The sequence below is a fragment of the Pseudoalteromonas xiamenensis genome, from assembly GCF_017638925.1.
In the GTDB taxonomy this organism is placed as follows: Bacteria; Pseudomonadota; Gammaproteobacteria; order Enterobacterales; family Alteromonadaceae; genus Pseudoalteromonas; species Pseudoalteromonas xiamenensis.
The window spans coordinates 1,824,557-1,845,332 of the sequence record NZ_CP072133.1 but is presented as its reverse complement, the minus strand read 5'-3'; the positions used below and the strand labels follow the sequence as shown (position 1 = coordinate 1,845,332).

At 45.1% G+C, this 20,776-nt stretch carries 19 protein-coding genes, 1 tRNA gene and 2 pseudogenes; 7 read left to right on the top strand and 15 right to left on the bottom strand.

Going from position 1 to position 20,776, the window contains the following annotated elements; all coding sequences use genetic code 11:
- Window positions 1–30: 30 nt before the first annotated feature.
- The gene (locus tag J5O05_RS08935) at window positions 31–1,668 is read right to left on the bottom strand and encodes an endonuclease (protein ID WP_208841774.1); all 1,638 of its coding nucleotides are present in this window, start codon (window positions 1,666–1,668) and stop codon (window positions 31–33) included.
- 265 nt (window positions 1,669–1,933) lie between these two features.
- On the opposite strand from J5O05_RS08935, the gene J5O05_RS08930 reads away from it, so the two are divergent.
- The 5 genes and pseudogenes from J5O05_RS08930 (at window position 1,934) to J5O05_RS08910 (ending at window position 7,745) form a co-directional block, all read left to right on the top strand.
- Window positions 1,934–3,739 carry an assimilatory sulfite reductase (NADPH) flavoprotein subunit gene (locus J5O05_RS08930; protein WP_208841773.1) on the top strand — a complete coding sequence of 602 codons (1,806 nt, stop codon included), beginning with the start codon at window positions 1,934–1,936 and terminating at the stop codon, window positions 3,737–3,739.
- 90 nt (window positions 3,740–3,829) lie between these two features.
- Window positions 3,830–5,551 (top strand): assimilatory sulfite reductase (NADPH) hemoprotein subunit, encoded by a 1,722-nt coding sequence (cysI, locus tag J5O05_RS08925; protein WP_208841772.1) that lies wholly within the window; start codon window positions 3,830–3,832, stop codon window positions 5,549–5,551.
- Window positions 5,552–5,589: 38 nt separating this feature from the next.
- A pseudogene (locus J5O05_RS08920) lies at window positions 5,590–6,329 on the top strand (phosphoadenylyl-sulfate reductase).
- Window positions 6,330–6,466: 137 nt separating this feature from the next.
- Window positions 6,467–7,213 (top strand): type 2 periplasmic-binding domain-containing protein, encoded by a 747-nt coding sequence (locus tag J5O05_RS08915; RefSeq protein WP_208841771.1) that lies wholly within the window; start codon window positions 6,467–6,469, stop codon window positions 7,211–7,213.
- Between the two features lie 10 nt (window positions 7,214–7,223).
- Complete coding sequence (locus J5O05_RS08910) at window positions 7,224–7,745, top strand: DUF4124 domain-containing protein (RefSeq protein WP_208841770.1); 522 nt, start codon at window positions 7,224–7,226, stop codon at window positions 7,743–7,745.
- Window positions 7,746–7,815: 70 nt separating this feature from the next.
- On the opposite strand, the gene J5O05_RS08905 is transcribed toward J5O05_RS08910, so the two are convergent.
- The 3 genes from J5O05_RS08905 to J5O05_RS08895 form a co-directional block, all read right to left on the bottom strand.
- Entirely contained in the window at window positions 7,816–8,913 is a 1,098-nt protein-coding gene (locus J5O05_RS08905; protein WP_208841769.1) for an NAD(P)/FAD-dependent oxidoreductase, read from the bottom strand.
- Between the two features lie 82 nt (window positions 8,914–8,995).
- A complete protein-coding gene (locus J5O05_RS08900; RefSeq protein ID WP_208841768.1) occupies window positions 8,996–9,238 on the bottom strand; it encodes a hypothetical protein in 243 nt (80 codons plus the stop codon).
- Window positions 9,239–9,345: 107 nt separating this feature from the next.
- The gene (locus J5O05_RS08895) at window positions 9,346–9,798 is read right to left on the bottom strand and encodes a PaaI family thioesterase (protein WP_208841767.1); all 453 of its coding nucleotides are present in this window, start codon (window positions 9,796–9,798) and stop codon (window positions 9,346–9,348) included.
- A 178-nt stretch (window positions 9,799–9,976) separates the two neighbouring features.
- Here J5O05_RS08895 and J5O05_RS08890 point away from each other — a divergent pair, with 178 nt between their 5' ends.
- A complete protein-coding gene (locus tag J5O05_RS08890; RefSeq protein WP_208841766.1) occupies window positions 9,977–10,639 on the top strand; it encodes a hypothetical protein in 663 nt (220 codons plus the stop codon).
- Here J5O05_RS08890 and J5O05_RS08885 read toward each other — a convergent pair.
- Entirely contained in the window at window positions 10,636–11,007 is a 372-nt protein-coding gene (locus tag J5O05_RS08885) for an RNA-binding S4 domain-containing protein (protein WP_208844499.1), read from the bottom strand. The two genes, J5O05_RS08890 and J5O05_RS08885, sit on opposite strands and share 4 nt — an antisense overlap.
- A 171-nt stretch (window positions 11,008–11,178) precedes the next feature.
- Between J5O05_RS08885 and J5O05_RS08880 the strand changes: the two genes are divergently transcribed.
- On the top strand, window positions 11,179–11,460 hold the full coding sequence (locus tag J5O05_RS08880) for a hypothetical protein (RefSeq protein ID WP_208841765.1): 282 nt from the start codon (window positions 11,179–11,181) through the stop codon (window positions 11,458–11,460).
- 47 nt (window positions 11,461–11,507) lie between these two features.
- On the opposite strand, the gene J5O05_RS08875 is transcribed toward J5O05_RS08880, so the two are convergent.
- The 10 genes and pseudogenes from J5O05_RS08875 to cutA form a co-directional block, all read right to left on the bottom strand.
- Window positions 11,508–12,605: an ABC transporter substrate-binding protein gene (locus J5O05_RS08875; protein ID WP_244369512.1), complete on the bottom strand. Its 1,098-nt coding sequence runs from the start codon at window positions 12,603–12,605 to the stop codon at window positions 11,508–11,510.
- Between the two features lie 206 nt (window positions 12,606–12,811).
- Window positions 12,812–14,428, bottom strand: a complete 1,617-nt coding sequence (locus tag J5O05_RS08870; protein WP_208841764.1) for an FMN-binding glutamate synthase family protein — start codon at window positions 14,426–14,428, stop codon at window positions 12,812–12,814.
- A 130-nt stretch (window positions 14,429–14,558) separates the two neighbouring features.
- The gene (locus J5O05_RS21805) at window positions 14,559–15,215 is read right to left on the bottom strand and encodes a type 2 periplasmic-binding domain-containing protein (protein ID WP_244369510.1); all 657 of its coding nucleotides are present in this window, start codon (window positions 15,213–15,215) and stop codon (window positions 14,559–14,561) included.
- Between the two features lie 53 nt (window positions 15,216–15,268).
- Window positions 15,269–15,679, bottom strand: coding sequence for a substrate-binding domain-containing protein (locus tag J5O05_RS21800; RefSeq protein ID WP_244369508.1), 411 nt, complete (start codon window positions 15,677–15,679; stop codon window positions 15,269–15,271).
- A gap of 107 nt (window positions 15,680–15,786) precedes the next feature.
- Window positions 15,787–15,863, bottom strand: a tRNA-Ile gene (locus tag J5O05_RS08860).
- Window positions 15,864–16,041: 178 nt separating this feature from the next.
- Entirely contained in the window at window positions 16,042–17,382 is a 1,341-nt protein-coding gene (accC, locus tag J5O05_RS08855) for an acetyl-CoA carboxylase biotin carboxylase subunit (protein WP_208841763.1), read from the bottom strand.
- Window positions 17,383–17,402: 20 nt separating this feature from the next.
- A complete protein-coding gene (gene accB / locus J5O05_RS08850; RefSeq protein ID WP_208841762.1) occupies window positions 17,403–17,858 on the bottom strand; it encodes an acetyl-CoA carboxylase biotin carboxyl carrier protein in 456 nt (151 codons plus the stop codon).
- 30 nt (window positions 17,859–17,888) lie between these two features.
- On the bottom strand, window positions 17,889–18,341 hold the full coding sequence (aroQ, locus tag J5O05_RS08845) for a type II 3-dehydroquinate dehydratase (RefSeq protein ID WP_208841761.1): 453 nt from the start codon (window positions 18,339–18,341) through the stop codon (window positions 17,889–17,891).
- A 188-nt stretch (window positions 18,342–18,529) separates the two neighbouring features.
- Window positions 18,530–20,348: pseudogene (locus J5O05_RS08840) on the bottom strand (protein-disulfide reductase DsbD).
- A complete protein-coding gene (gene cutA, locus J5O05_RS08835; protein ID WP_377097405.1) occupies window positions 20,348–20,734 on the bottom strand; it encodes a divalent-cation tolerance protein CutA in 387 nt (128 codons plus the stop codon). Before cutA ends, J5O05_RS08840 begins: the two are co-directional and overlap by 1 nt.
- Window positions 20,735–20,776 lie beyond the last annotated feature (42 nt).

Sequence of the window (20,776 nt, the reverse complement as noted above, 5' to 3'; positions counted from 1 at the left end):
GAGGCCCTTCTAAAACTCAGATAATGTTTATTACCAAATTGCTTCTACGTATTCTGGGTGGTCAACGTACGGATTACGGTTACCTTGATGATTGAATGCGGCATCATTGCGCGCACGCTCAATTGCATCAACCGGGTCATTTTGGTGCCAACGTTTTAGCATGTTGATAACCCAAGGTTCGAACACGACATCACTTGTACCGTTTAGTACTGCATCGCTGTACGTGGTGTTCTTTTCCCAAGTTGAAATGACATTCTGGTAGCGTGTTGCCATGTAGAAATACGCACGAGCGAAATCACCTTTAAAGGCGTCAATTGGTTCAAACACGGTGCCAGTATAACCAAGCGATGTTGACGCTGAACCTAGCTTGCTGCCATTACTTGATACATAGCTTGCACTCGCCACTTCACCATAAGGGTAGTTGCTACGCTTAGAGTTCACGTAGCCGTCTGTTGCGAAGATGTGATGAACATCTGAATGCATCGGTTCTACTGTGCCGCCAAACCAGCTTTTCGGGAAAGAATGCTCACGGTTGTAACAACCACCTTCCGTGCTGTACGTGCCACATTGGTCCGTAACGGCCGTGAAATGAATGCTATCAGCACCACTTGGTTTTTCAGAGTAACGGTCAAGAATTGAGTTATCTTTTTCGAAGTACGTATCGCGCTCGTATTGGTCGTAGAAGTTCCAAATCGCGCTATAGCCTTGGTTCTGATGGTTATTAATGATGTTGTATAATGCTGTTTTCAACGCGAAACCATTAAGGCCTTGTGCTGATGCATAATAACCCGTGGTATCACCACCATTATTGCCACCTGTGTCACCACCACCGGTATCGCCTGAACCAAGAGTAAAATTGTGGCTTTGTTGAGATGTAAAGCTGCTACCTGACGCGAGTTCTGTCGAGCCTTCTTTTAGTGCGTAATTGCCATTGCCGTAGCTACAACAGATACCGTCACCGTATGCATCAAAAATAGTGAAAGTATAATCACCATCGTTTAAGCAGAAGTTTTCAGTCACAGTTGCATTGTTGTTGTAACCGTTGCCGGATGCAACTTGTGTACTTCCTGCTTTTAACGTCCAGCTAGTTTCGCTTGCGTAACTATCTGTGGTCAACGTCAATGCAACGTTATGGGCGCTACAGCTTTGTGGTGGAGGCGTTGTGCTTGTCTCACTTGGCTGGAAATCATCTACATAGACAACTTCACTGCCATCAAAACCACTGACATCATAAAAACGAAGACCAATTTGAATGGTCTTCGATGCAGATGCTGTGTAATTAAAACTTATTTGTTGCCACTGATTCAGTGTAAAAGGGTCTGAATAGTTTTGGTAGCCATCTGCAATCAAGCGTGCCTTGATACCACCTTCAGTGTGATATACCCAAGTACTAAAGGTATAGCTTTTTCCTGCTTCTACAGCGATGTCTTGTAAAAAGTCAGTATCGCCTTGCGTACCTGTATTGACCGTTACTTTTGCCGCGGTTTGGCCGGCTTTGACGATTTGTGTCGTCGACGTAACGTTAATACCACTGTCGATAATAGACCAATTACTCGGTACGCCATTAGACCACGTTTCAAAGCCGCCATTGGCTACATCAGCCGACGCCATAAACGCGCTGCTCAGTGCAGATAGCGCTAATAGTTTAGTTATATTCCCGTGTTTCATTGTTTTCTCTTTATTTAAGTTATAAAAAACAAAGGCTGAGCTTACGTTACCTTTGTTGCAGCAATGTTAACATGCTTTGTCCCGATTTATTAAATAATTCTTTAAAACTGTTTTTTAAGGATAAAAGTGTTTTCAATAACTAAATGGAATAACAAAGGCGATTCTATTCTTTTTTGTTGGGCGTAGATCTCAGTATCCTGCACGTATAGAAATCCATACTCCGGGAATCGGAGTGCCACCATTTCGGGTTACGGGGAATCATCAGATGTTGTTAAACCTACTCAGTGCCGCGGCAAGTCCGCTAACACAAGAGCAAATTCAGAAATTACAAGGGTTAGTGGCTGAGCTAAATCCAATCCAACAAGCGTGGGTGAGTGGTTATTTAGCGGCGAGTGCGAACAGTGCGTCTTTGGGCGGTATTGCACCAGTAGCTGCAGCAGGCGAAAGTGCGTCATTGACGATTTTATATGGTTCGCAAACGGGTAACGCGAAAGGCGTGGCAAACAAGTTAAAAGAACAAGCAGAATCACGAGGTTTGGCTGTTCAACTTGTGAATATGGCCGATTACAAGCCCGCCAACTTAAAGAAAGAAAAGTTTATTGCTATTGCCGTTTCGACATACGGTGAGGGTGAGCCACCTGAGCCTGCAGAGACGCTGCATGCCTTCTTAGCGAGTAAAAAAGCACCTAAACTTGAAGGGGCAAAAATCGCGGTATTGGGGCTTGGTGATACAAGCTATGAATTTTTCTGCCAAACCGCAAAAGATTTTGAAACGCGCCTGAGCGCACTTGGTGCTGAAGTACTGCATCCTCGTGCCGATCTGGATGTTGATTATGACGCGGAAGCCGCAACTTGGATTACGGGTGCACTCGACGCATTCGAGCCGTTAATTAAAGCACAAGCTGGTGCGCAGAACGTTACCGCAAATCCGTTTGCAATCAGTGCATCACTTGAATCTCAATACACGAAACAAAACCCATTTGACGCAGAACTGTCTGTAGTACAAAAAATCACGGGTCGTGATTCAACAAAAGACGTTCGCCACATTGAAATTTCGTTGGAAGGGTCAGGTATCACCTATCAACCTGGTGATTCATTGGGTGTTTATTTCCTCAATGATGAAGCGCGAGTTGAGGAAATAATTGCGTTGTTGAAGTTGGATGCATCTACGCTTGTGAACGTCGCGGACGAGCAAATCACGTTACGTGATGCGCTAATCGAAAAACTCGAGCTGACACAATCTTATCCGGGCTTTGTTGAAAAGTACGCGCAAGCAACGAATAGCGCTGACTTGCAAGCGGTCGCGGCAGATAAAGCTGCGCTTCGCGAATACATCGCAGCACGTCAAATTTTCGATGTCATCAAACAAAATCCGGCAACAATTGACGCTCAAACGCTGGTGGACTGCTGTCGAAAAGTTCAAGCCCGTCTTTATTCTATTGCTTCTAGTCAAGCTGAAGTAGAGGAAGAAGTTCACTTAACGGTCGGTTTAGTCGAATTTGATGCCTTTGGTGAAACACACCACGGCGGTTGTTCGGGTTACCTTGCTTTACGTGCAGAAGAAGGCGCAAAAGTGAAGGTTTTCTCTGAGCACAATGATAATTTCCGTCTTCCGCAAAATGATGCGACGCCAGTAATCATGATTGGTCCGGGTACAGGTATTGCGCCATTCCGCGCGTTCTTACAAGAGCGCGATGCACGCGGCGCGGAAGGAGAGAACTGGTTGTTCTTTGGTAATCCTCACTTTACCCAAGATTTCTTGTACCAAGTTGAAATTCAAGGTTACGTGAAATCAGGTTTACTGACAAACGTCGATCTGGCGTTTAGCCGAGACCAAGCGCAAAAAGTGTATGTGCAAGATCGTATTCGTGAAAAAGGTGCAGACGTTGTTGCTTGGCTTGAAAAAGGCGCGCATGTTTATATCTGTGGTGACGCAAACCGCATGGCAAAAGACGTACATCAAGCGCTTGTCGATGTACTTGTGTCGCACAGTGGTCGCGATGCAGAACAAGCGGAAGAATATTTAAAAGAGTTGCGCAGTGCGCATCGTTATCAAAAAGACGTGTACTAATTCTTGTGTGGAGGTTTGCGGCGAGTAGCGACGCAAACACCACCAAATTACACGTTTACTACCGTCAAAGAACAGAATTTAGGATTTAAAATGAGCAATTCAGAATTCAAGCCAAACAGTAAGCTCGACCCGAATGCAAAATTGGCAGATAACGAGCGCTTAAAAACACAAAGCAACTTTTTACGTGGCACGATAGAAGCGGATTTATCGGATCCGCTAACGGGTGGTTTTAACGGCGATAACTTCCAGTTGATCCGTTTCCACGGTATGTATCAGCAAGATGACCGTGACATTCGTCCAGAGCGCACAAAACAGAAATTAGAACCATTGCATAACGTGATGCTTCGCGCCCGTATGCCTGGTGGGATCATTACGCCAGCGCAGTGGTTAGCGATTGATACGTTCGCCGATGAAAAGACGATGTACGGCAGTATTCGTTTAACGACACGTCAAACATTTCAGTTCCATGGCGTATTAAAACCGAATATTAAAGACATGCACCAAATGCTCAATAGCGTCGGAATTGACTCCATTGCGACGGCAGGTGACGTGAACCGTAACGTACTGTGTACGACCAACCCGGTTGAGTCTGAGCTGCATCAAGAAGCGTATGAGTGGGCGAAGAAAATTTCTGAGCACCTCCTGCCTCACACCAAAGCCTATGCAGAAATTTGGTTGAATGGTGAAAAAACAGAGACCACCGAAGAGCCTATCTTAGGGTCAACGTACTTGCCGCGTAAATTTAAAACAACGGTTGTTATTCCGCCGAATAACGAAGTCGACGTGCATGCGAACGACTTAAACTTTGTTGCCATTGCTGACAACGGCAAGTTAGTTGGGTTTAACGTGCTCGTTGGTGGCGGCCTTGCGATGACACACGGCGATGTGGAAACGTACCCACGTAAAGCGGATGATCTTGGTTTTATTCCACTTGAGCATACGTTGAAGATTGCAGAGCACGTCGTGTCTGTACAACGTGATTGGGGTAACCGTGTTAACCGTAAGAATGCGAAAACAAAGTACACCTTAGATACCTTCGGTACAGATGCATTCAAAGCAGAAGTGGAAAATCGCGCAGGTGTAAAATTCGAACAAAGCCGTCCATATGAATTCACACACCGTGGCGACCGCTTTGGTTGGGTAGAAGGTATTGATGGCAAGTTCCACTTAACCGTGTTTATCCAAAACGGTCGTATTCTCGATTTCCCTAACAAGCCTCTTAAAACGGGTTGCCGAAAAATTGCAGAAATTCACCAAGGGGATTTCCGCATGACAGCAAACCAGAACTTGATTATCGCTGGTGTGCCTGCGGACCAAAAAGTGGTGATTGAACAGCTCGCCCGTGAACATGGACTAATTGACGATACCCACACGGAGCAGCGTAAAAACTCAATGGCGTGTGTGGCTCTGCCAACGTGTCCATTAGCGATGGCTGAAGCGGAGCGTTATTTACCAGAGTTAATCGACAAGGTTGAAGTGTTACTTGCAAAGCACAATGTGGCTGAAGACCACATTATTCTGCGTGTAGTGGGCTGCCCGAACGGGTGTGGTCGAGCCATGTTGGCGGAAGTAGGCTTAGTTGGAAAAGGACCGGGTAAATACAACGTGTATTTAGGTGGTAACCGTGAAGGCACGCGTATTCCGAAACTTTATCTTGAGAACGTGGGTGAAAACGTTTACTTACCAGCCCTCGATGAATTGATTGGTCAATGGGTTGCAGAGCGTCAAAGCGAAGAAGGTTTTGGTGACTTTGTTATTCGTAAAGGCATCGTAGCCGAAGTCAAAGTCTCAAAGACAGACTTTCACGCTTAATTGAATGAGGCTTGGCAGCAAAGCTGCCAAGAAAGCATATGAGCGACTATAAACAGTTATTGCAGTTAGGTTCGGAAGAACAAGCTGCGTTGTTGGCACAAGCAAATACCTTGCTGTCATCAAAGACAGCGGAAGAGCGAGTGGCATGGGCACTTGAAAACTTACCTGACACTGCATTTTTATCGTCTAGTTTTGGTATTCAAGCAGCCGTGATGTTGCATTTGGTCACGCAAGCCCGTCCAGATATTCCGGTCGTGCTGACCGATACCGGGTATTTGTTTCCTGAAACATATCAGTTTGTGGATTACTTAACTGAGCGTCTAAAACTGAATTTAAAAGTGTATCAGGCTCCTGTGGTCCTGCTTGGCAAGAAGCACGTTTTGGTAAACTCTGGGAGCAGGGCGAAGCGGGTATTAAACAATATAATCAGTTGAATAAAGTCGAACCAATGACTCGCGCTTTAAAGGACATTGGTGCAGGTACGTGGTTTAGCGGTCTGCGTCGTAGCCAATCGTCGACACGTGCGGAAAAGCCAATTCTGGAAATAAGCCGTGGTACGGTGAAAGTGTATCCGATCATTGAATGGCACAACCGTGATATTTACCAATACCTCACGAAACACGATTTGCCATACCACCCTCTCTGGGAGCAAGGTTATGTTTCGATGGGCGATGTGCACACAACACGTAAATTAGAACCCGGTATGACGGAAGAAGAAACACGTTTCTTTGGATTAAATCGTGAATGTGGCTTGCATATTGACGGAGATGGTATTTAATTAGAGACGCGTAACGATTTTTTCATTCTCCTTAAAAAAGGCGCAACGGATGCGCCTTTTTACTTCTCGATTCATCGATTCAGACCGTGAACAGAAGATCCCAAGGAGCGGCATTGTCTCCCCAACACGGAGAGTTTATGCGTTTTTTAATCGTGATAGTGTCTTATTTTTGTGTGTGTTTTTCTTTGGCAGCTTCCGAGCGGCCATTGTCTGTCGTATTGCTAAATTCCCCTTATCCACCCTATGTATTAGCGCCTGAGCAAGGCACTGGCATTGTGCTTGATATTCTGAATGCCTATTCAGCCAAAACTAAGCAACCACTCAAAATCGAATACGCACCGGAAGTGCGCACTCTCAAGTTAATCGAAACCCAGCAAGTCGATGCTCGGATCGAATCGGAAGTGTGGTTCTTAGGCACTACAACCCATTGCTGGAGTCGACCGCTAATTCAGGTGGATGATGTTGTCGTGATCCAAAAAAATAGTGGGATCAGCGAGCATCGAGGTTTTAATGGAATGGTGATGTTCGCGCGTTTTGGGTATACCTATCCCAAATTTGAAGACGCCGTTAATCATGGTGAAATCGAGCGCCGTGACTTTTATTCTGAACTCGAGATCTTATTAGCGTTGGCGAAAAGCGAGGTCAATAATGAGCAGTTTGGTGTAGTAGCGAAACCAACTCTCGAGTGGTATCAACGGCACTACGAGCTGCTAAACGAGCGTTTGGAAAATTTAACCGTGATTGATAGCGCACCATTACAACTTCAGTTTGCTGCAAACGACGAAGCCACTAAAGCTTGCCTCCATCTCAACCAGTTTTTAGATGAGTTTCTTGGGTCGAAGGAGTACTATCAGATACTCAAGCAGTATCAACCTGAGCATTAAAGGATTAATCATGAAGTCAGCGAGTTATTTCCTCATAATGATATTACTCATCGGTCTTGGCAGTTTGTTTGTATTGAAGCGTCCCGATGGCAAGCCTTGGCTGAGTTTTGAGCAAATTGAGGAAGCCACCTCCCGTAAAGCAAACGCGTTGAGCTATGAAGGAAAGCAACTCCTTCAAAAGGCGGCGCAAGAAGTAAAGAGCGTGTCAGATAGCCCATCTGATAACAGCGGTAAAATATACAAGTGGCAAGATGAACAAGGCGTTTGGCACTACTCGGATAGACCAAATGCACGAGGTGAATCAGAAGAGGTCATCCTCGACCCAACTAAGATCACGGTAATGAGTGCCGAAGATACAAGCGTTTTCGGGGGATTGTCGACGCCAAAAAATGAACCCATGAAATCTCCGCTAGGCCTCACGACAATAAGTCCCGCTTCGGTAAAACAACTTGTGGATGATGCTAACAACGTGCAGAAACTGATGGATGAGCGACAAAAGAAGCTTGATGAGGCGCTCGAGAAAAACAACTAAACTGCGGAGCCGTATCGCTGAACAAAACAAAAAACGATACGGTTTGTGACGTTACTCAAGCCATGCAGGGCTAATCTTCAAGAGCCCTTTCAACGTATTCAGCAATCGCTAAACTCGCCGTCAATCCCGGCGACTCAATCCCATATAAGTTAACAAGACCTGGTACAGCATGATCTTTTCGGCTTTGAATGACAAAATCTTGAAAGCCAGATTGACTGAGCTTAGGTCTTACTCCGGTATAATCAGGTAGTAGCTTACTGGCATCTAGGTTAGGCCAATATCGTCTAATTGCCTCGACAAAAGCGTACTGCCGAGTCTCGTCTAGGTGATAATCAAGCGAATCGATAAACTCCGTATCTGGGCCGAATTTCAACTGACCATTGAGATCTAGCGTCGCATGTACGCCTAAACCATGTGCTTCAGGCATCGGGTATATTAGGTGCTTAAATGGGTGTTGACCATGGTATCGAAAATACACGCCTCGACAAAAAAACTGCTCGGGAATAGTGGCGGCGTTTAGCCCCATAATACTATGTGCCAAAGGCTGTGCGCCATGGCCAGCGGCATTGATGAGTTGTCGACAGCGAAGCTGCATCGTTTCGGATTGGCTGTTGAGCGTCACAATAAATCCGTCGTTGGTGACGTCAATATGGGTGACTTGTGTTTGGCAGACTAGTGATCCTTGATGTTGTTCCAGTTGTGCAAGAAGAGATAGCATGAACTGATGGCTGTCGATAATGCCTGTTGAGGGAGATAACACGCCTTGATGTGTTTTTATGTCAGGTGCGTAGTGCGATAATTGTTGCCTGGATAAAAACGCCAAATCTTCCACGCCGTTTAACGTTGCCTGCGCTACTAAGGCGTTGAGTGACGACGTTTCCGATGCATTCACGGCGACTAATACTTTACCGAGTTGGGCATAAGGGATTTTTCGACGTCGACAGTACTCATAGAGCAGCGCTTTGCCAAGAACACACAGTGTGGCTTTGAGACTGTCGGTCGGATAATAGATACCCGCATGAATGACTTCACTGTTACGACTACTGGTGTGCATAGCAAACTGTTTTTCGGTTTCGACCAGCAATACTTCGTGTTTTTCAGATAAACGAGCGGCAATAGCAAGCCCGATGCAACCTGCACCCACGACTAAGGTGTCAATGTAATCCATCGTAATCTCAAACGTTCAACGAGACGATAGCATAGCAAACTTTGTTGAGTCTCGCAGTGGGTAGCAAAGCGAATAGTGTTGTTTAAACACTTGGCTTTTCTTGTGTCGAGGGTTTCTCTCGACGCATCAACAGAATCGTCAGATAGATTTTAGTTGGCAGGGACATAATCAGGCCTAAGGCAATACAACTTGCGCCGATAACAAAGCCAAGTGGGCCAAGGTGATTTAAGGTATCCGAAGTCACGAGATAGTGTCCTGTAAAAATTAGCAACAGGCCAGACACAATAACTAAATGCAGAATTCGGATGAGTGTTTTTTGCGCCATTTGGTACTTCCAATCTCGTTGTCTATGTCCAGTATAGAGAGTGGTTGCCAGATGGCGAGAGCTAATGGCGCGAGTGTTGCGGCAGATCAAACTATCCGAAATCGCGATTAATCTTGTGCCTTCGCGCGTTCAATGACGGCGGCAGTCATCCTTGATACACAGCATAACTCCCCACGTGAGTTTACGATTTTGACTTCCCATACGGAGGTGCGTTTGCCAAGATGTAACGGGCGTGCTGTCGCGGTCAATAAACCATTTCGGGAGGCTTTCAAATGGTTTGCATTAATCTCTTGGCCGACACAATAAAACTTCTCAAAATCAACAACAAAATTGGCAGCGTAGCTTGCGACCGTTTCCGCTAATGCCACATTCGCACCGCCATGGACCATACCAATTGGGTTGTGGTGGTCTGGTGTTGCAGGCATGGTTGCCACGATAAAGTCATCGCCGATTTCGCTTACGGTGATACCCAATGTCTTCATTAAAGAGCCTTTGCCATGCATTCCTTCATCGAGTTGCTGACAGAATTCGAGGGTGATTGGACGAAACCAAATCGACATGTAACTTCCTTAAATTAAAAACCGCTGTTGTTCGCAGCTTACTCGATTGTGTTCAGTTTGCCCATCACCACAAAATGCCAAAAAAAGAAAATGCCGCTGAGAAAATGGATTTTTCCACTTGTCAGGTACGGGAATGTTTTGTAGATTACGAGTGTAATCTACAATAAAAGGACTTGCTATGCGTCATTCTGTGCTCTGTGTTATTGCGTTAATTTTATTGGGCTGCCAGAATTCAAAAGTACATGTATTTATGGAAACACTCTCTGAATCTCGACAAGCTCAAGTTGAGCAGTCGCTCAACGAGCATCATATTGCCTATGAGATTGCGTCGAGCCGGACGCCCAGCAGCTATTCGGGTGCTCGATTGAATAAATTCCCAGGGAATGAAAATCGTGCGCTCTATGATACGCTCAGGGAGTTAGTTCAACATATTGGATTTCAATCCTTGGATATTCAGGATTTCAACCAAGACAAACACTCGTTCAGCAATGGGCACGTGGGTTTATATTTGATTGACGAGTCAAAAGTGCGAACTGTGCCGGAGTTAATGGTTGCCCAACACTGTGAACAATCCGAGCGGCCCATCGTGTTCAACGCAAATTACCGATGGAAAACACAAGATGGTCAATGGCGTGGGGACTGGCGATATTACCAACCCTACTTGACGCTTAGGTATGACAGTGATGATGGATACTTTGAAGAGCAATCATTCGAATTGCGTGAGGAAATCGAATTAACGCCGTTTGGTGAAAAACCTAAACTAACGTTTGTTGCAATGGGGCATCGTCGTAAAGCAATGCCCATCTTAAACTGCGACTTTGTCGCGGTGATTATGGATTAACCGAAGGAAATTGGTTTTCGACCGGTTTTCTTGTCACGTGATTTATCCGCTCGTGATGTTTTAGCCGGCTTATTTTGTTTTGGTGCGGTTTGAGCTGTTTGACTTGCCGTGTGAGGCATGGGGGTTGACTGTGCGCGTTCAGCAGGGACGACACCTTCTGCTAGTGACACCACAAACTCTTCGTCATTAAAGCTAAACTGATCGCCCGCGTAGATTTTTTTGCGCTTTTGCGTGCAAAGCTCACCATTTAGGTGCACATAACCTTCACTAATAAACAGTTTTGCTTGTCCACCCGTATCCGCAAGACCCATGAGTTTTAACAAATTACACAATTCGATTGGTTCTTCTTCTAATTCAATCTCGTACATCATCAAACCTTACAGGCGTTCAATCTGCTTTACGATAGTATACCGTTTTTGTGCGATAACGAACGCAACTTTTTTCGTTTTCGAAGTGTCTTTCATATAAATGCAGTAATTGGTGTGTATCTTGCAATCCGCCAAATGAAGCGTTGTATTTTGCACTAAATTGGAGAAAACATGGGCATTCGTTCTACTCTTAAAAAAGAACTAATGAATTTAGACGCGCAAGGGTTAATGACAGCAGATGATGTCAGAGATTTTTTGAAACGCCGTTTACAACCTAAGTCTCAAGATGATTTTACCCAGATTAGTTTAATTGGGCGATTTAATGAGCACCACAGTTTAGTTCAAGCGGGTTTACCAAGCCGTGAGCGAGAGTTGGCGTTTGAACGTCATCGTTTGTTTAAGGAAATTCTATACCCGAAGAAAGCGGTCGAATCTTGGTTAAACCGAGTTTAATGGGACAAACCCTTAGCTCACCAAAGTGAGGCCCGCGCTTGGCGAGGTTATTTCAAGGAATGGAGTAACTCGTCAAAGCGATGAATGACTTGGTAGTCTTTTTGCCCGCTATGGGTGAGTGTCAGTGCTCTGAAATCAATTTTTTCCCACTCTTTGGACTGCCGTATTGCACTAAATTGAGCAATGTTGTCCTTCGTGATTGCTTCCAAATCAAACTCCATTTTCTGATGTGTTGCCCAATATGGATTGCCATGGTGGTAGTCATATAGAGATATGAGCGCCCATACGCCCATCATGAAATGCCCGCCGACCGATGCACTCAATTTATCTTTTTCAATGAAGGCCAACGCATCATCAAGCCAATCAAAGCCACCAATCGCCACATGGGATGTTGTTGCCGATTGCCGCAATGCGGTTTCACTGCCCAGAGCCATGAGGTCCGACGCACACCAAATCAAATTTGTGTCAGGGTAACGTTTCATTAATTTTTCGGTTTTCTCCATGGCTTGGTCTTTTGACCACGCAGCAAAAACTGTTTGGGCAACGTCGATACCTTGTTCTTTAAAGTAGGCTTTAGCACCGTCGCTACGCGCATCTGACTCACTACCGTAATGACCATTAATCAATATGGGTTTAACGAGTTCTTTGGGTTGCTGAAGTGTTTGTGTCAGGGTTTTGGCGAGCAGATAGCCCGCTTTAAAATTGTCATGGTATATCTCACCTAACCAATTTTTGAAATGCTCCCCAGCATGACCTATTGCGGTTCTCTCTGCGCCTGAAATCGTTTGTTCTAACGTGACAAATTTGATGTTGTATTTGCTAAGCATCGACAAGGATTGCTCAGCACCACCTGGGTAGTTAATGAGAATGAGGTAGTCAGGGGTTGCACGATATTCTAAGTAGCGCTTAAGCACATCAAGCTGCGCGAAGCGGTTACCTTCACCGTAAATCACTTCAAAATGAACACCCAATTGTGTCGCGGCCTCTTGCGTAAGCTGCTCTACTTTACGCCAAAAAGGGTCATCTTTAACGGATGGATTTACCATCACAACGGACATCGGTCGTTCTTTTTCGGGGCTAGGCGTCGCGCTAAAGGCATTGATTGAGAGTGTGATAAAGAGAAAACACCAAAAATGACGCAGCATGATAGGCAGTAAACCAAAGGGGACGTTAGTGTGAATAATAGCACAGCAATGGCAGCTGGTTGTTCGAGTAAAATTGAATTAGGTCTTTTTTGTGACGGTATAGCGAAGTGGGGGGACAAAATTATTCGTATAATAAAGAACAATTTTGTCCATCAGACGAACCTCAGGTGAGCGTATTTCTAGGTGATGAACTGGTTAGCTTTGGGTTATTTTAAAAAGCTGTCGTCATAGACACTGAAACTGTCACTGGAAGCCTTGTGCCACCAGTTTGTCCAGTGGTTTATCTCGCTCGACATCAATAACTCGTCGGTCGACAAGGGTTTCACCAGACTACCTATAGACATTTGTAAGCCATGTGGTGTGCGGCGTTTTACCATTTGTGGAAGGAGTTTGTCTGGGTCATCTAAGCCAATACTACCTAACAGTTCATAGAAGGTATGTAGCGTGTTCTTGTGGAAGTTTTTAACACGCTCACTCTTATTTTCCACGTCTATAGCTTTGGCTCTTGCAGGGTCTTGCGTTGCAATGCCGGTCGGACAACGGTTGGTATTACAGTGTTTAGATTGGATACAGCCAAGAGCAAACATCATAGTGCGTGCTGCGTTCACCGTATCTGCACCAAGGGCAAGCTTGGTGAGTAAATCAAATGCTGAGGCCGTTTTGCCAGACGCAATGACCTTAATGTGTTCACGAAGACCCGTTCCGACCAAGGCATTATGTACAACATACACTCCTTCGAGGCAGGTCATACCTAGGTAATTGGCAAATTCAACTGGAGCTGCGCCTGTGCCACCTTCTGACCCATCGACGGTGATAAAGTCGGGATAGATTTTCTCTTCGAGCATGGCTTTGCAAATCGATAAAAACTCAGCCGGATTACCAATACACAATTTGAACCCAACAGGTTTTCCCCCGCTAAGTGCACGTAGTTTAGCCACAAAATGCAATAACTGTTTCGGGGTTTGGCATTCAGGATGCATTGCCGGTGAAACGCAATCTTGGCCTTGATCTATCAAACGGATCCGCGCAATCTCTTCCGTAATCTTGGCCTTAGGTAATACACCACCGTGACCAGGTTTAGCGCCTTGACTGAGCTTGATTTCAATCATTTTAACCTGTGGCAGTTGTGCCTTTTCTTTGAAGGTCTCTTCATCAAAACGGCCATCCAAGGTACGGCAACCAAAAAGTCCGGACCCAATTTGCCACACAATGTCACCTCCATGCTTCAGATGATAGGGACTCAAGCCGCCTTCTCCCGTGTTGTGACTGAAATTACCTTTCTTGGCCCCTAAATTCAGCGCTTCAATCGCTGTGTGGCTTAACGCGCCAAAACTCATGGCGGAGATGTTTAATCGAGAGGCGCTGTAGGGCTGAGTACAATCCGGACCACCAAAAGTGATTCGTTTTGTTTCATCTTTAACTTCAGTCGGCTTTAAGGAGTGCCACAAACTCAAATAATTCTCTTCAAGTAAATCATGTTGTGTACCAAACGCGATGGTGTCTCTGACATTCTTCGCACGTTGATAAACCAGCGAACGCTCCTCGCGATTAAAAGGCCGCTCTTCGGTGTCGTTGGCAATGAAATATTGTTGAATTTCAACACGAAAAGATTCTAAAAAGTAACGAAAATACGCAACAACGGGATAAAGTCGATTGAGGTTTCGTTTGGAGAAAAACAGGTCGTGCAAGCCAAGAATGCTGTACAACCCGATAAAACAAACTAGAAAAAAGGTGAAATCGTCGGGGTGGTATTGCCAAAGCGCAATGCTGGTGGCGTTACCAAAGAAGAAAATGGTCCAGAAGACCTTTTGCATGAGTGTCACGTCAACATCCGTTTAATAATTCTTGGTTATTTTTATAGCATATTGAACGACACGAACCAATTAACTTTGCGTAAAGTTGACGCGCGCGAGGACCCATACCTTTCCATATAACGCATTGACGTGTTTGATATTAATCTAGCTGATAGCGACTGGCTTCTTTTGTTGCAGCAAGAAGTGCCTCAAAGTTATCAACAGTACCGAGCAGTTCTCGTTTTATGGCGCGCCACTGCAAATTATGATGGCCGAATTGTTGGTTCCAAACCGCACGCTCACTTTCGTTGGGATGATAGACTTGAACACCTCGTTGAATAAATTGATTGAGACATCGTTCATACGTTTGATGGACGGTTTTTAAATGCATTTTAAAGGTTGCATCGGAGGCTGCAGTTACTGCTTCTCGTAAAGAGCGAGGCAAATTATTTAGCCATGTTTGGTTGACCACATTCACCCATGCATCTGGCACACTTTGAAGTGTACTGATAGCCCCAACCTGATCTCGCAATTGATAAGGACCAGCGTAAAGACCGACGACTCCGGGGTCTAGTACATCAATGTGTCCCGTTCTGGCCATATCCGCGACTTTCGACCAAGGCACTTCAACCACATTAGCAGGCGTCATCTTGTAAAACTGCGCGAGTACTCGACTGGCTGGCACGCGCACAACGACATTGTTTAATTCATTTGGTAGCCGAAAAATTCGACCGCATGATTTAGTCGCTGAAAGCGTTCGTGCTCCCACGACATAATGATAGAGCACTTCAAGTGGACTTCTTGGCTTTGATGACATCAAGCACGTTTTGTTGCCAATAACTCGAGGTGACTAAATTTAAATATGCTTGGTCATTGGATGCCCAAAAGGGAATGTTGAGTATATCTAAAATAGGCAGAGACTCGGGAGAGATTAGAAACCGAAATGAGTGCACAGGCAACTTGTCCTCGAGTAACGGCGGCCATCAATTCAGTACCGATGCCAACGTGTCCCGCATCGACAATTTCCACGAAAATACGACCTTGGGAAAACTGTTCAATATTTTCCTTAAATTCTCGATGCATATGGGGAATGTAAAGGGCTTCAGCCGAAGAATACGGCGACGCAAATTGCATGACGTATTTAGCCGCACGTCGTTTGTCTGCTTCTACCTCTTGCGCATTACTCGTAAATAAAGGCCCCATGCCACCCACTAACGCACCTACGCTCAGCAACGCAGAAGATTTCAAAAACTGTCGGCGATTGATTTTGACCTGAGTCACACTACAAAACGCTTAATACGAACAACGGATTAGATAAGCATAGTTCAAAATAGATGAACTGAACAAAATAGGGTTGATTCAAGGATAATCTAGGAAAGAAGAGAAAATGGTGGCCCCACCTGGACTCGAACCAGGGACCTAACGATTATGAGTCGTGTGCTCTAACCAACTGAGCTATAGGGCCATTTGAGGTGCAGAATAAAGAAATGGGATTTCTTAAAAGCGCTGGCAGTATAAAAACTTTTGTTTGGCTTGTCACTAATGAATTGCCAAAATTTAGCTGTCTTTCAATCGATTGCTTAAAATACAGGCAAGTTTGCTGCATGAAAAAAGCCGGCATAGCCGGCTTGGAGAATGGGTTTTTACAAACCTAATTTTTTTTCTAAATAGTGGATGTTTGTACCACCATTTTTGAAGTTTTCGTCCGCAAGGATTTTCTTGTGCAGAGGTGTATTGGTCTTGATGCCATCGATAACCAATTCATTCAATGCGTTACGTGCGCGAGCAATCGCGACATCACGGTTTTCACCGTACGTAATCAGCTTTCCTATCATTGAATCGTAATGCGGAGGTACAGAGTAATCGGCGTAAATGTGGCTATCCCAACGAATACCTAGACCGCCAGCAGGGTGGAATCGAGAGATTTTACCTGGTGATGGAATAAACGTTTCTGGGTCTTCCGCATTGATACGACACTCAATCGCATGACCGCGGATCACGACATCTTCTTGCGTGATAGACAATGGTTGACCCGCTGCTATCTTCAATTGTTCTTTGATGAGGTCAATGCCGGTAACCATTTCTGTTACAGGGTGTTCTACTTGAATACGTGTATTCATCTCGATGAAATAGAACTCACCATTTTCGTACAAGAATTCAAATGTACCTGCACCACGGTAGTTAATTTCAATACATGCACGCACACAACGATCACCGATATACTTACGCATCTCTGCCGTAATGCCTGGTGCTGGAGCCTCTTCCACGACTTTTTGGTGACGACGTTGCATTGAACAGTCACGCTCGCCTAGGTGGATTGCATTGCCTTGGCCATCGGCAAGTACTTGCACTTCGATATGACGAGGGTTTTCAAGGAATTTTTCCATGTAAACCATGCTGTTACCGAAGAATTGTTTTGCTTCAGATTGTGTTAGTGCGATCGCATTAACCAACTCGCCTTCGTTGCGTACAACTCGCATACCACGACCACCGCCACCGCCAGCCGCTTTGATTATGACTGGATAACCGATACGTTTCGCGATTTGTAGGTTGCGGTCATTGTCGTTTGTCAGCGGGCCGTCTGAGCCTGGTACACAAGGTACACCAGCTTTACGCATTGCATCGATAGCAGAAACTTTATCACCCATCAAACGGATGGTGTCACCACGAGGACCGATAAAAATGAAACCGCTTCTTTCTACTTGATCAGCAAAATCGGCATTTTCAGATAGGAAACCATAACCTGGGTGGATAGCAACAGCGTCTGTTACTTCCGCAGCTGCGATGATACGAGGAATATCCAAGTAGCTTTCAGAAGCAGCAGGCTTTCCAATACAAATGGTTTCATCAGCCAGAAGCACGTGTTTTAGATCGCGGTCTGCTGTTGAATGCACAGCCACCGTTTTGATCCCTAGTTCTTTACAGGCACGCAATACGCGTAGCGCAATTTCGCCACGGTTTGCAATGAGCACTTTATCTAACATGGAGTTGACCTCGTGCTCAATTATTCGATGATGAAGAGTGGTTGATCGAACTCTACTGGCTCGCCGTTATCAACAAGGATTGCTTTTACAACGCCTGATTTGTCAGAAGTGATTTGGTTCATCATCTTCATCGCTTCGATGATACACAGCGTATCGCCTTCTTTCACACTAGAACCGACTTGCACATATGCAGACGCTTCAGGAGATGGAGACGTGTAGAAAGTACCAACCATTGGAGATTTCACTTGATGACCTGACGGTTGTGCCGCGGCCGCTGGAGCTGCTTCTGCAACTGGCGCTGCTGCTGGTGCTGCCATTGGGGCTGGTGCTGCTGCATAGTGCATAGGCGCTTGCATAACTGGTGCGTTGCTGTAACGGTTGATGCGTACTGATTCTTCACCTTCAGTGATTTCTAGTTCCGCGATACCTGATTCTTCTACTAATTCGATAAGCTTTTTAATCTTGCGAATATCCATTGCTTGACCCGCCTGTTAGTTAATTTTTGTTTAATCTTTATTTTGCAAAAGGTCGATAGCACCAAAAAGAGCGGCTTCATAACCTCTTGCACCTAATCCACAAATGACCGCCTGCGCAACATCCGAAAAATACGAATGATGGCGAAACGATTCGCGTGCATGCACGTTGGTGAGATGCACTTCAAAAAACGGTATTGCAACACTGAGGAGCGCATCACGTAACGCCACACTGGTGTGGGTAAAAGCCGCAGGGTTGATAATAATGGCGTCTATTTGCTGCCAAGCAGCATGGATCGCATTTATCAATTCGGCTTCGCTGTTACTTTGGATGTCTGTCAGCACTACATTATGTTGTTGTGCGGTTGCGTGCAGCGCAGTCAAAATATCATTCAATGATTGCGTGCCGTAGCGTTCAGGTTCGCGTTTACCCAACATATTTAAGTTTGGGCCATTTACAACTAAAATCTTTAACTTTGCTGTCATAATTCGCGAAATCCCTGAGTTAAGTGAACAAACTAAAATTATTATCAGATTTGTTTGTTAACTTAAGCCGTTCAACAACAAATAGCAAACTTTTCTCACGTTCGTGCACTATTATAGAGCGTTCGAGGTAAATAGCAGCAAAATACTGGTCTAATGAGAGAGGGAGCTTGAACGCTCCCTCGTTGACATTACGGATGGACCGCAGAATAAACGCGATCTAAATGCGTGGCAAAAGCCTCTTCACGAACGAAACCCGTTACGCGATATTGCGGGAGTTCGTCGCCATTGGCATCAAAAAACAAAATGCTAGGGAGGCCGAAGACTTGGAAGGTTTCCATAATCTTGATGGTGCGCTCGTCACTTTCGGTTAAATCGAGTTTAAACAAGGCGTAGTTTTCGAAGGCCTTTTGGACTTTTGGTGTTGGGAATGTGTATTTCTCGAATTCCTTACACGCAACACACCAGTCAGCATACAAATCCACCATAGCCACTTTGCCTTCAGCATTGGCCTGTGCCACGGCTTTATCGAGTTCCTCTAAGTTCGCGACTAGCGTAAACTCCCCCTTTTTGCAGCTCTGGTGTTTTAGAGAAAGTCGTTTGCGCTTGCTCAAAATACACGTGATGAAGACTCAATCCGCCCCCCATTAACCCTATAACCGCAAGTACTCAAAGCACGGTTTTTCCTTTACTTTGTACAAGTCCACTTTGCCAATGATGAAGATACAAGGAAAAAGCTATGCACCACAGTGCAAATGCTGTCCATAACCATTGACCATCAACGATACGTTCGAGTAGTACAAGTGGTACGACTAACATGACAAAACCAAATGCGGTTTTGACCTGTTCCATCCAAGCGCCTGCTTTTGGTAGTAGTTTGCCGCCAGATGTACCAAGTAAAAGCAATGGCACACCCATACCTAAACTGAGAGCATATAAGGTGATCCCACCAACGAATAGGTCGCCACTTTGTGCCACATACAATAAAGCAGCCGATAACGGTGCTGTTGTGCAAGGTGATGCAATTAGGCCCGACAAAACGCCCATAATAAACACGCCAAGGATGTTGCCACCTTGTTGTTGATTACTGATGTTGGTGAGTTTTTCTGTCAATTTACTAGGTAAACTCAGTTCGTACCAGCCAAACATGGATAATGCGAGCAACACAAAGAGTAAACTGAAACTGATTAATACCACCGGTTGTTGTATATAACCTTGAACTTGCCCACCAAAATGGGCGATCACTAAGCCCAGCAGTGCGTATGTTATGGCCATGCCCTGAACATAAACAAAGGAAAGGCCAAATGCTTTACGTGTTGATAAGCCTTGTTGCCCTGCAATTAAACTAGACAATATCGGGAACATCGGGAAAACACAGGGTGTAAAGGCGAGACCGAGGCCTGCGATAAAGAACAGCCCAATGTTGGTTAAAAGCCCTTGGTTTGCCAATTTTTCCGTAAACGTTTGGTCGCCAGCAGTTGACGTGTTTTCTTTTTGTGCAGTGGTTGGGTCTTTTGTTATTTCAGGTTCTTGACCGATGGCTGACAAAACTGACGCCGCAACAGAGGGAGTTTGTGTTGGCGTTAACGGAATGGTGAAAATCTCAGGAGGGTAGCACAATCCTGCTTCAGCACAGCCTTGATAGCGCACCTTGATAACGCCATCTTGTACGATATCACTCAGTTTCGCCACCACGGAAAATTGATTGAAATATACTTCGGTTTTACCAAAAAACTCGTCGTCGATTTCAGTCCCGTGGTCAAATTCGGGCAAAGCGATGGATGCACCTTTGCCGATAAACTCAAGCTTCTTCTTATATAAGTAGTAACCTGGTGCAATGTCCCATCCAACAAATAGGGTATTACCTTGCTGATCAAAGTCGAGCTTAAACGCTTCATGTACGGGTAAAAACGTTTGTTGTTTTGGGGCTAATAAATTGTCTAACACTGAAGTGGTCGCTTGTGCGGGCAGAAGCACCAAACTCAGCAATAAAAGCAGCAAAATCCGCATTAACCTAATACCTCGTCCATCCAATGAAAATAATCGGCATGACCATCAACAACCGGAACAACTTGGATCTCTGGTACGTCGTAGCTGTGATGTTCAATTAAAAATTGTTTTAGCGCGTCCACTTTGTCCGCACGCGTTTTAATAATGAGTTTACACTCAGTGTCTTCAACGACGTTACCCTGCCATTCGTAAATAGAGTGCACGTTGTTTAATAAGTTCACGCAACTCGCTAATTTGTTTTGCACAATTTGTGTTGCAAGCGCTTTGGCTTGCTGCTCATTGCCAGTTGTCGTAAACACCAGCCGATATTTGCATTGCTCCATGATGGTTCTCATGTCGTTGATGTCTATACAGTCTATCGAATGCAAAGTAAAAAGTGTACGCATTGTCGGTCAATCGCCGTAGCGAAAGATACTGACGTTGACTTG

Excerpts from the sequence above, each read along its gene's own strand:
- cysI (WP_208841772.1), top strand. The coding sequence starts at position 3,830 with ATGAGCAATTCAGAATTCAAGCCAAACAGTAAGCTCGACCCGAATGCA.
- J5O05_RS08910 (WP_208841770.1), top strand. The coding sequence starts at position 7,224 with ATGAAGTCAGCGAGTTATTTCCTCATAATGATATTACTCATCGGTCTT.
- J5O05_RS08880 (WP_208841765.1), top strand. The coding sequence starts at position 11,179 with ATGGGCATTCGTTCTACTCTTAAAAAAGAACTAATGAATTTAGACGCG.
- J5O05_RS08900 (WP_208841768.1), bottom strand. The coding sequence starts at position 9,238 with ATGGCGCAAAAAACACTCATCCGAATTCTGCATTTAGTTATTGTGTCT.
- J5O05_RS08895 (WP_208841767.1), bottom strand. The coding sequence starts at position 9,798 with ATGTCGATTTGGTTTCGTCCAATCACCCTCGAATTCTGTCAGCAACTC.
- J5O05_RS08915 (WP_208841771.1), top strand. The coding sequence starts at position 6,467 with ATGCGTTTTTTAATCGTGATAGTGTCTTATTTTTGTGTGTGTTTTTCT.
- J5O05_RS21805 (WP_244369510.1), bottom strand. The coding sequence starts at position 15,215 with ATGTCATCAAAGCCAAGAAGTCCACTTGAAGTGCTCTATCATTATGTC.
- accB (WP_208841762.1), bottom strand. The coding sequence starts at position 17,858 with ATGGATATTCGCAAGATTAAAAAGCTTATCGAATTAGTAGAAGAATCA.
- J5O05_RS08890 (WP_208841766.1), top strand. The coding sequence starts at position 9,977 with ATGCGTCATTCTGTGCTCTGTGTTATTGCGTTAATTTTATTGGGCTGC.
- J5O05_RS08935 (WP_208841774.1), bottom strand. The coding sequence starts at position 1,668 with ATGAAACACGGGAATATAACTAAACTATTAGCGCTATCTGCACTGAGC.
- accC (WP_208841763.1), bottom strand. The coding sequence starts at position 17,382 with ATGTTAGATAAAGTGCTCATTGCAAACCGTGGCGAAATTGCGCTACGC.
- J5O05_RS08875 (WP_244369512.1), bottom strand. The coding sequence starts at position 12,605 with ATGCTGCGTCATTTTTGGTGTTTTCTCTTTATCACACTCTCAATCAAT.
- aroQ (WP_208841761.1), bottom strand. The coding sequence starts at position 18,341 with ATGACAGCAAAGTTAAAGATTTTAGTTGTAAATGGCCCAAACTTAAAT.
- J5O05_RS08930 (WP_208841773.1), top strand. The coding sequence starts at position 1,934 with ATGTTGTTAAACCTACTCAGTGCCGCGGCAAGTCCGCTAACACAAGAG.
- J5O05_RS08885 (WP_208844499.1), bottom strand. The coding sequence starts at position 11,007 with ATGTACGAGATTGAATTAGAAGAAGAACCAATCGAATTGTGTAATTTG.
- J5O05_RS08905 (WP_208841769.1), bottom strand. The coding sequence starts at position 8,913 with ATGGATTACATTGACACCTTAGTCGTGGGTGCAGGTTGCATCGGGCTT.
- cutA (WP_377097405.1), bottom strand. The coding sequence starts at position 20,734 with ATGCGTACACTTTTTACTTTGCATTCGATAGACTGTATAGACATCAAC.